This window comes from Vibrio sp. 1874 (genome assembly GCF_033344395.1).
GTDB classification, from domain to species: Bacteria; Pseudomonadota; Gammaproteobacteria; order Enterobacterales; family Vibrionaceae; genus Vibrio; species Vibrio alginolyticus.
Map to the genome: position 1 here is coordinate 1 of NZ_JAWPOR010000100.1, position 1,279 is coordinate 1,279.

1 pseudogene is annotated in these 1,279 nt (G+C 40.0%); it reads left to right on the forward strand.

The annotated features are described in order from the left end of the window. Positions 1 to 696: 696 nt before the first annotated feature. Positions 697 to 1,279 (forward strand): annotated as a pseudogene (locus tag R8N46_RS24830) (hybrid sensor histidine kinase/response regulator); the annotation flags it as partial.

Genomic DNA, 1,279 nt, shown 5'->3' on the forward strand with positions numbered 1-1,279 from the left:
TATAGCTTACCAATAAGAGGGGAGATAGATTCAGCAATCGTTTGGCTCGTTTGCCAGTCTTGGAGATATTTCTCTGGACTCATTGTTGTATTGGACCTTTCACGTTTTGAGGGCTAACCATACTCACTACTGTTACCTCAACGGTAGAGTGTGGAGTTTGGTGGGGTATGTAATCGGGTTGTAATAATTATGTGTGCGAATTCTAAGGTGAGAGTTCTTATTCTGCTAGGAAAATTAATACCAGTTAAAACTGCTAAGTAGGGCATTATTTCTGGTTGATTAATGTGACTAAAGCGGGGTGTTTGTACTATTGACTTTTAATAACTTGCTAACTTTTTTTGTAACGATAACGAATAGCTTCAAAATCTAAATGTAAATAGCCTCGATTCTTTTCTAGATTAATGTGATCTCACTCGATAAGACAACGGGAGTGGTAAACATTCAAATGATAAATGTCTGTTTTACATTTTGCTGCTTAGGTATGACTTGGATTTGAGCGTTTAGGTCATTTTTTGATGATCAAAAAACTTGCTTTGAATCACAGTTTAAAACAGGCACCTAAACCCGCCGTAACCCTATATCCCTAGTGTTACTAGGTGAAATGAGGGTGTTTTTTAACTCATCAATATCCATTATTAATGTGTGAAACTAGTCTAGTATTAAATCAGTAGGCGTTCGTAACACATGGAAAGATGGATGCTGAGATTATCAATCAAAACACGTTTAGCGTTGTTAGCGTTATTACCCGCAGTGGTGATCGTTGCTTTTGCGATCCACCAGTTTTATGCCAATTCGGTGCGAGTCGATCACCTCAATCAAACCGTAAGCAACATACAGGGATTCCAGCTGATATCTCAGGCTTCGCACTTTATCTACAGCATGGAAAAAGACAGACGCCAATACGGTCAGGAAACGCCTTTAAGTATCGAAGTGGATGTCCAAAATAATGTGGTGCTCTCCATGCATCATAAATTTTCCACTAATCCACACACTTCCGAGTACGCCGATGATTTAAAAGAGGCGATGCTTGGTATGGTGTCTGGGGATCTTACCAACACGGATGAAGTGGGTGATTGGGCGTTTCAGTTATTGCAAGAAATGTCGCTTTCCTTGCTACAAAACTATCAGCTGTATGGAAATAGCGATGGGCACGCCATGCAGAACTTTATTGCTTACCTTGCTCAATTATCTTATTGGACGCAAAAAGAGGCTTGGCTGACCTACCGTTTAGTGATGGATCCAGATGCGAAGCTGAACCAAAGCGTTTTTTTTCAAACCA